Genomic DNA, 7,978 nt, shown 5'->3' with positions numbered 1-7,978 from the left:
CCATCAGGCCGGCGGCGCCGACCTTGGCGGCGTGGGCGGCGTGCGAGACCGCTTCACGGGTGTTCACCGCGCCAGTGCCGACAATGGTCGGGATGCCGGCAGCCACCAGGCGTGCCACGCCTTCCTGGCGCTCGGCCTCGGTCAGCAGCGGCCAGTCGCCCATCGAACCGCAGTACACCACAGCGCTCATGCCGGCCTCGATCAGTTCGCGACCCTTGCGTACCAGGGCGTCGAAGTCCGGCTTGCGCTCGGCGGTGCACGGGGTCATCAGGGCGGGCATGGTGCCGGTGAAGATGTTGTTGGTCATTGTTGTTACTCCTCGCGAAAATCGGTTTGGTAAAAAAGCCGGGGGCTCAGATGCCCCAGGCGAACGGGTCCTGTTCGTCGATCAGCAGGGTGCTGTCGGCGGTCATGTAGGCGCGGCCGGTGATGAACGGGCGAATGCGTTCGCCGTCGCGCTCATAGCGGCCATGGAACTGGCTGCCGGTGATGCTGGCCTGTACCCAGGTCTGGCCTTCGGCAAGCTTGCCGTCGGCGGCCAGGCAGGCCAGCTTGGCGCTGGTGCCGGTGCCGCACGGTGAGCGGTCGTAGGCCTTGCCAGGGCACATCACGAAGTTGCGGCTGTCGGCGTTGGCGTCGTCGGCAAACAGCTCGACGTGGTCGATGGGCGCGCCGTTTTCGCCGGTGATGCCCTGGGCTTCGAGGGCCTTGAGCATGGCCCAGGTGTACTCGGTCAGTGCCTCGCGGTTATCCAGCTCGATGCGCTGGCCGTGCTCGGAAACCAGGAAGAACCAGTTGCCGCCCCAGGCGATATCGCCGCGCACCACGCCATGGCCGGGCACGTCCACCGCCACCTGCTGGCGGTAGCGGTAGGAGGGCACGTTGCCTACGGTGATGGCGCCGTCTTCATCCAAGGTGGCGCTGACCTGGCCGACCGGGGTGTCGATCTTGTGTACGCCCGCTGTGATCAGGCCCAGGTGCTGCAGCGAGGCGACCAGGCCGATGGTGCCGTGGCCGCACATGTTCAGGTAGCCGGCGTTGTTGAAGAAAATCACTCCACAGGTGGCGTCGGCCGACACTGGCGGGCAGTACAGCGCGCCGACCAGCACATCGTTGCCGCGTGGCTCCAGCAGGCAGGCGCGGCGCCATTGATCGTGCAGCTCGCGCAATTCGTCGCGTTGCTCGGCCATGCTGCGGCCGTGCAATATGGGGAAGCCATTCATCACCAGGCGGGTGGGCTCGCCGCCAGTGTGGGAGTCGATGACGTGAATCTGTTTCATGGGCTTGTCCCTTGCGTAAAAGATCAGGAAGCGACTGCGGCAGGGCGGCCGGCGTAGCTTTCAGCGGAGGCTTCACTTTCATCCTCGCCTTCCAGGCGCACCAGATGGGCAGGCACGCCAGTGGCCGCACCCCAGTAGTAGATGCCCAGGGCGCAGACGGCCACGGCCACGGTGTCGAACGGGTGGCCGAGTACCCCCAGGCCGCCGAAGCTGCCCAGCCACGACAGCAGGATGGTCACCGCGTAGAAGCCGATCAGCCACGCCGACGAGCGTACTTGCTGGGCCAGCGACAGGTGCTGGGTCGGCACGAAGCGGCCGCACAGCAGGTACAGCACGAACATCACGATCTGCAGGGCCAGCAGCCACGACACGGTGTTCCAGCCCGACCAGTACACGATCAGCGCGGCGATGATGAACGACAGCGGGCCGAGCACACCCATGCCCTTGACCCGGAACGGGCGCGGCATGTTTGGGGCGTTGCGGCGCAGGGCGGCGACGGTGACCGGGGCCACGGCGTAGCTCAGTACCAGGGCGGCGGACACCACGTTGATCAGCGCTTCCCACGACGGGAACGGCAGGGTCCAGAACACCGACAGGCCGAAGGTCAGCCACAGCGCCGGGCGCGGGATGCCGGATTCCGCGTCGATGCGGGTGAAGTACTTGAAGAAGGTGCCGGTTTGCGCCCAGCCATAGACCACGCGCGGGGTGGCGTTCATGTAGATGTTGCCGCAGCCGCTGGGCGAGATCACCGCGTCGGCCACCACCAGGTAGGACAGCCAGCCCACACCCAGGGCCAGGGCGATGTCACGGTAGGGCAGGGCCAGTTCCTTGGTCACGCTGGCCCAACCGTTGGCCAGCATCTCGGTAGGTACGCTGCCGAGGAAGGCCAGCTGCAGCAGGGCGTAGATGGCAGTGGACAGCAGTACCGAAAGGATCAGCGCAATCGGGATGGTGCGCTGCGGGTTCTTCACCTCGCTGGCCACCGAAATGATTGGCGTCAGGCCCAGGTAGGCGAAGATGATGCCACCGGCCGACACGGCCATTTCCACGCCAGACAGGCCGAACGGGGCAAAGCCCTGCACGGTGAAGTTCTCCGGCTTGAAGAAGGTGAACAGCACGCCGATCACCAACAGCGGCACGATGAACTTGAACACGCTGACCAGGTTGTTGGCCTTGGCGAAGGTTTTCACGCTGCGGTAATTGAGGAAGAAGAATAGCCCCAGCAAGGCGAACTGCACCAGCCAGCCGAGCATGGTCGGGTCGCTGGAGCCAGCCTTGGTCAGCCCGGGGAACCAGGCGGCGGCGTATTGGCGCGAGGCGACCACTTCAATGGCGATCAGGCTGGAAAAGGCAATCAGGGTGATGAAGCCCATCAGGTAGCCGAGCAGCGGGCCGTGCGAGTACACCGGGTAGCGCACCACACCACCGGCACGGGGCAGCGCGGCGCCCAGCTCGCAGTAGACGATGCCCAGCAACAGCACGGCGAAACCGCCGAGGAACCAGGAGAGGATGCCGGCCGGGCCGGCGATGGCTGACACGTGGCTGGCGGCGAACAGCCAGCCAGAGCCGAAGATGGCACCTAGGCCGATGAAGGTGAGGTCCAGCAGTGATAACTGTTTCTTGAATTTGCCTGACATGGGTTCGCCTTTTTGTTGGTTATTGGATAGGCAGGTCTGATGTCACGAGATGCGGCTTTTTGGGCCGCGCTCTTGTAGGACTTGGGCGGCTTGCGTGGGGCATAGAGTGGACCGATCGGGGCGGCGGTTCTTGATGGTTTTCTGCAAGGGGGATGACGAAATCGGCACAGTTGCTGAAAAACAGTGGCAGGCGGGAAGGGTGGGGAATAGGCTGTAAGCCCTACCCCGTAAGGGTTGCAGATATGTAATCGCAGTGCCGGCCTCTTCGCGGGTGAACCCGCTCCTACAAGGACCTCTCTGCCCTCTGGACCTGAGCGCTCCTTTGTAGGAGCGGGTTTACCCGCGAAGAGGCCAGCACAGCAAACAGAGATAGGGCAGATGACCGACACCCCCCTGGCAACCCTCTACCAATCCCTGGACCAGCACCGCCCCGCCTCCCTCGAGGCCCTGCTGGCCGGTGTAGCGCTGTTGCTGCCAATCCTCGACGCCATCCCCAGCGCCGCGATCTTCATCAAGGACCCCGACGCCCGCTACGTGCTGGCCAACAACACCCTGGTCCAGCGCTGCGGCCTCAAGCGCCTGCAACCGCTGCTGGGCAAGACCAGCGCCGAAGTGTTCCCGGCACAGCTGGGCCCCGGCTACACCGAGCAGGACCGCCGCGTGCTCAAGGAGGGGTTGGTTTTGGAAGACCAGCTGGAGCTGCACTTGTACGGCAGCCGCGAGCCCGGCTGGTGCCTGACCCACAAGCGCCCGCTGTACAACCGAGAGGGGCAGATCATCGGCCTGGTCGGTATTTCGGTCGACCTGCAGTCAGCTGCCGACACCCACCCTGCGTACCAGCGCTTGGCCGCCGTGGATGAGCACATTCGCCGGCATTTCCACCAGCCGATCAGCATGGGCGATCTGACCCGCATCGCCGGTATTTCCGTGGCCCAACTGGAGCGCTACTGCAAGCGGGTGTTTCACCTCACGCCGCGGCAGATGATCCACAAGGCGCGCCTGGAGCACGCCCACCGGCTGCTGCATTCGGCGCTGCCAATCACCGAAGTAGCGATGTGCTGCGGCTACACCGACCACAGCGCCTTCAGCCGCCAGTTCAAGCAACTGACCGGCTTCACCCCGCGCCAGTATCGCCAGGCGACCGCTGATCAAGTGGCCTGAAACAGCGCCCGCGCCTCGGCAAAGCACTGCTCGGCAATCGCCGAACGCGGTTCGCTGCGGCGCAGCAGCAGGCCAACCGGGCTGTGGATGGCGGCGTCGGCCACCGGCAGGATGCGCAGGTGTTCGCTGAGGTCTTCCAGGCCGCAGTCCAGCGGCATGATCGCGCAGCACATGCCCGTGTTGATGGCCTGGATCAGCTGGAAGCTTGAGTCGCTCTCCAGTACCGAATTGGGCTCCAGGCTACGGCTGCGGAAGCTCAGGTCCAGCGACTGGCGGTAGTGCATGCCTTTGCTCAGCAGGCCCAGCGGGATGTCGCCGAGCTCGTCCCAGCGCAGGGTATCGCTGGCAAACTGGAAGTGCCGAGTGTCGTGCAGCAGGCCCATGGTGGTGGTGCCCAGTTCGATCACTTCGAAGAAGCTGGTGTTGACCTGGTCCAGGTAGCAGATGCCCAGGTCGAGCTGATTGCGGCTGAGCCCGTCGATGATCTGCTCCGAGCTCAGCGAACTGAGCTGGAAGTGCAACTCTGGGTATTTTTCGCGTAGCGGCAGCAGCAAGTGCATGGGGTTGAAGCTGGCAAGCGGCACCGTGCCCAGGCGCAGGCTGCCGACCACCTGGCCACGGCAGCTGGCGGCTTCGGCCTGCAGGCCGTCGTGGGCGGCGAGCAGGGTGCGGGCCCAGGCCAGGATGCGTTCGCCTGCTTCGGTGAAACCCTCGAAGCGCTGGCCGCGCTTGACCAGCACCAGGTCCAGCTCGTCCTCCAGGTTGCGCAGGCGCATGGACAGCGTCGGCTGGGTGATATGGCACAGCGCCGCCGCCTGGCCGAAGTGGCGGGTCTGGTCGAGGGCGATGAGGAATTTGAGCTGCTTGATGTCCATGGAAATGCCTGGCGTCTGGTTGTGCAGACCTTAACCTACGTCTGCGATAGATGTCATTGATCGGCCGGTATGCCATAACGATTGGACGGCCCTGGGGTCATGCCTCTAGCGTGGCGACAATACCCTCCAAGGAGCCTTACCGTGCGCGTCCAACCCGATGCGGTTTTCGTACCGCTGAACATCGCCGTGCTGACCGTCAGCGACACCCGTACCTACGACAATGACACCTCCGGCGAGCTGCTGGCCAGCCGCTCGGTGGAGATCGGCCACCGCTTGGTGGCGCGGGCGCTGCTCAAGGACGACCTGTACAAGATCCGCGCCCAGGTCGCTACCTGGATTGCCGACGAGCAGGTGCAGGTGGTGCTGATTACCGGTGGTACCGGTTTTACCGGCCGCGACAGCACACCAGAGGCGGTCGAGTGCCTGCTGGACAAGCGCATCGATGGTTTTGGCGAGCTGTTCCGGGCCTTGTCGATTCTGGACATCGGCACCTCGACGGTGCAGAGCCGGGCATTGGCGGGGCTGTCCAACCGCACGCTGGTGTGCTGCCTGCCGGGTTCTACCGGGGCCTGCCGTACGGCGTGGGAGGGGATCCTGGCGGAGCAACTGGATGCGCGGCACCGGCCGTGCAACTTCGTCAAGCACCTGCTGCCGATCGAGGCCTGTGGCAGCCGGGGTTGATCTTCAGCCTGTACCGGCCTCTTCGCGGGTGAACCCGCTCCTACAACGACCCCACAGGTTTCAAACCCTGCGCTGCACCTTGTAGGAGCGGGTTCACCCGCGAAGAGGCCGGCACAGGGCAGCACATATGCTCAGCTCAACACATACCCCACCGGCAACAACGCCGGTGGCAACTGCTGTTCCCCCAAACCCGCCAAAATATCCCGCTCCACAGTCCGCACCATGGCATCGGTCGGCAAGTCGTTCTCATCGCGCCCAAACGGATCTTCCAGCTCATTGCCAATCGCATCCAGCCCGAAGAACGTATACCCCACGATGGTGGTGAACAGCGGCGCCAGCCAGCCCAGTGGCTCGGCCAGGGCAAACGGCAGCAGAATGCAGAAGATGTAGATGGTGCGGTGCAGCAACAGCGTGTAGGGGAACGGCAATGGCGTGCCCTTGATCCGTTCGCAGGTGGCTTGCACTTCGGTCAGGCCCACCAGCCGCTGCTCAAGCACGCTGTAGCGCCAATCACTGATCTGCTGCTGTTCGGCCAGGCGCGAGCAGTGCCCGCCAATTTCACGCAGGATACCGTCGCACACATTGTGCGGGCTGATCGCATCTGCCCGCGTCAGCCAGCGCTTGGCAGCCGCCAGCTCGTCCTCGTTACGCAGCCGCGCATTCAGCGCATGAGCGAAACCGCACAAGCCGCGCAGCAGTTCGTTACGCAGGCCTTCATCGGCAATCACCACGCTTTCACGCACGAACGAGCGAGTTTCGATAATCAGCTTGCCCCACGCCTTGCGGCCCTCCCACCAACGGTCATAACAGGCGTTGTTGCGAAAGCTCATGAAGATCGACAACGACAGGCCCAGCAAGGTGAACGGCGTGGCACTGACCGGGTAGAAAAACGCCGGGTAGTGGCGCTCGACCAGCACGATCAGCGCGGCCAGCAGGGTAACCATCAGGCAGCGCAGGGCAATGCGCTTGACGATCGAACCCTTGAGGGTGAACAGCACACGCAGCACATCGGGGGTGGGGTGGACGATCATGGAAATCCAGAGACGGCCGCTCAGCCGCCGGTCATGTTCATGAAGCGCAGGATCTGCACGTCGCCACCGACTTCGAAGTGATGGCGGTAGGGTTTCAGGTGCAAGGAGTCGCGGATGGCCTTTTCCAGGCGTTCGGGGTTGCCGGGGTGGGCGCGCAGCACTTGCTTGAGGTCTACCGAGTGTTCATTACCCAGGCACAACAGCAAGCGGCCCTCGACGGTCAGGCGCACGCGGTTGCAGGTGGCGCAGAAGTTGTGGCTGTGCGGCGAGATGAAGCCGACCCGGGTGTTGGCGGCTTCGGCCAGGCGCCAGTAACGGGCCGGGCCGTGGGATGATTCGGTCGATTCGACCAGGGTGAACTGTTCGGCCAGCAGCTCGCGTACTTCATCGCTGGAGCAGAACGACTCGCCGCGCTCATGTTCGCTGATTACCCCCAGCGGCATTTCTTCGATGAAGGTGATGTCCAGTTCGCGGTCGATGGCAAAGCGCACCAGGTCGACCAGCTCGTGGTCGTTGCGGCCCTTGAGCACCACGCAGTTGAGCTTGGTGCGCTTGAAGCCGGCCTGGCGTGCGGCGTCGATGCCGGCGATCACCTGGTGCAGGTCGCCGGTGCGGGTCAGCTGCTTGAAGCGGTCGGCGTCCAGGCTGTCGAGGCTGATATTCAGGCGCGTTACGCCGGCGTCGAACAGCGGCTGGGCCAGGCGGTGGAGTTGCGAGCCGTTGCTGGTCAGGCACAGCTCACGCAGGCCGGGCAGGGCGGCGATGCGCCCGCACAGGTCGACGATGCCCTGGCGTACCAGCGGCTCGCCGCCGGTCAGGCGGATCTTGCGGGTACCGAGGGCGACGAAGCGCTCGGCCACCAGGAACAGTTCTTCGAGGCTGAGGATTTGCTGGCGCGGCAAAAACTGCATGTCTTCGGCCATGCAGTACACGCAACGGAAGTCGCAGCGGTCAGTGACCGACATCCGCAGGTAGTCGATTTTCCGGTTGAAGCCGTCGATCAGGGCCCGGCTGTTCTGTTCCACGTTCGCGCTCGAATGGGTAGGGACACAACTCCAAGCTATAACCTGGCCGCAGGGCCGTCAAATTGCTTTGCCCGACTGCTTGATTGGTGGGCTCTATCACTTGGCACAGCATCTTCAGCGCCTGTGAAATCGAGCGCCGCGCGGGCGGCGCTCGATCTCACAGGCGCTGAAGATTTTGTGACAGGCACCTGGCAGCCCCAACACCCCTCCAGCCCCCTACCCATGATCGAAACTGCTTATCACGCCGTAAGATCTTTCGATTGGACGGCTCTAGCTCACGCTCCATAC

At 64.2% G+C, this 7,978-nt stretch carries 8 protein-coding genes; 2 read left to right on the top strand and 6 right to left on the bottom strand.

Annotated features, from left to right (window positions below; all coding sequences use genetic code 11):
• The 3 genes from ACIP1G_RS12305 to ACIP1G_RS12295 form a co-directional block, all read right to left on the bottom strand.
• Positions 1-307 (bottom strand): dihydrodipicolinate synthase family protein (locus ACIP1G_RS12305; RefSeq protein ID WP_400737099.1); only part of this gene is annotated, 307 nt, incomplete at its 3' end.
• Between the two features lie 46 nt (positions 308-353).
• Entirely contained in the window at positions 354-1,280 is a 927-nt protein-coding gene (locus tag ACIP1G_RS12300) for a 4-hydroxyproline epimerase (protein WP_400737096.1), read from the bottom strand.
• A 23-nt stretch (positions 1,281-1,303) separates the two neighbouring features.
• Positions 1,304-2,917: an APC family permease gene (locus tag ACIP1G_RS12295; protein ID WP_400737093.1), complete on the bottom strand. Its 1,614-nt coding sequence runs from the start codon at positions 2,915-2,917 to the stop codon at positions 1,304-1,306.
• A gap of 378 nt (positions 2,918-3,295) precedes the next feature.
• Here ACIP1G_RS12295 and ACIP1G_RS12290 point away from each other — a divergent pair, with 378 nt between their 5' ends.
• Positions 3,296-4,078 (top strand): helix-turn-helix domain-containing protein, encoded by a 783-nt coding sequence (locus tag ACIP1G_RS12290; RefSeq protein WP_400737090.1) that lies wholly within the window; start codon positions 3,296-3,298, stop codon positions 4,076-4,078.
• On the opposite strand, the gene ACIP1G_RS12285 is transcribed toward ACIP1G_RS12290, so the two are convergent.
• Complete coding sequence (locus ACIP1G_RS12285; RefSeq protein WP_400737088.1) at positions 4,066-4,953, bottom strand: LysR family transcriptional regulator; 888 nt, start codon at positions 4,951-4,953, stop codon at positions 4,066-4,068. The two genes, ACIP1G_RS12290 and ACIP1G_RS12285, sit on opposite strands and share 13 nt — an antisense overlap.
• Positions 4,954-5,094: 141 nt before the next feature.
• Between ACIP1G_RS12285 and moaB the strand changes: the two genes are divergently transcribed.
• A complete protein-coding gene (gene moaB, locus ACIP1G_RS12280) occupies positions 5,095-5,634 on the top strand; it encodes a molybdenum cofactor biosynthesis protein B (protein WP_400737085.1) in 540 nt (179 codons plus the stop codon).
• Positions 5,635-5,765: 131 nt separating this feature from the next.
• On the opposite strand, the gene ACIP1G_RS12275 is transcribed toward moaB, so the two are convergent.
• Both ACIP1G_RS12275 and moaA read right to left on the bottom strand, forming a co-directional pair.
• Positions 5,766-6,665, bottom strand: a complete 900-nt coding sequence (locus tag ACIP1G_RS12275) for a bestrophin family protein (protein WP_400737082.1) — start codon at positions 6,663-6,665, stop codon at positions 5,766-5,768.
• Positions 6,666-6,685: 20 nt separating this feature from the next.
• Positions 6,686-7,690, bottom strand: coding sequence for a GTP 3',8-cyclase MoaA (moaA, locus tag ACIP1G_RS12270; RefSeq protein ID WP_400737079.1), 1,005 nt, complete (start codon positions 7,688-7,690; stop codon positions 6,686-6,688).
• Between the last annotated feature and the right edge of the window lie 288 nt (positions 7,691-7,978).

The sequence above is a fragment of the Pseudomonas sp. NPDC089392 genome, from assembly GCF_044749595.1.
GTDB lineage: Bacteria > Pseudomonadota > Gammaproteobacteria > Pseudomonadales > Pseudomonadaceae > Aquipseudomonas.
This window is presented reverse-complemented; position numbering and strand designations above follow the sequence as displayed.

What these genes read in the sequence shown, in the direction of transcription:
- ACIP1G_RS12300 (WP_400737096.1), bottom strand. Translation starts at nt 1,280, where the DNA reads ATGAAACAGATTCACGTCATCGACTCCCACACTGGCGGCGAGCCCACC.
- ACIP1G_RS12295 (WP_400737093.1), bottom strand. Translation starts at nt 2,917, where the DNA reads ATGTCAGGCAAATTCAAGAAACAGTTATCACTGCTGGACCTCACCTTC.
- ACIP1G_RS12290 (WP_400737090.1), top strand. Translation starts at nt 3,296, where the DNA reads ATGACCGACACCCCCCTGGCAACCCTCTACCAATCCCTGGACCAGCAC.
- ACIP1G_RS12285 (WP_400737088.1), bottom strand. Translation starts at nt 4,953, where the DNA reads ATGGACATCAAGCAGCTCAAATTCCTCATCGCCCTCGACCAGACCCGC.
- ACIP1G_RS12275 (WP_400737082.1), bottom strand. Translation starts at nt 6,665, where the DNA reads ATGATCGTCCACCCCACCCCCGATGTGCTGCGTGTGCTGTTCACCCTC.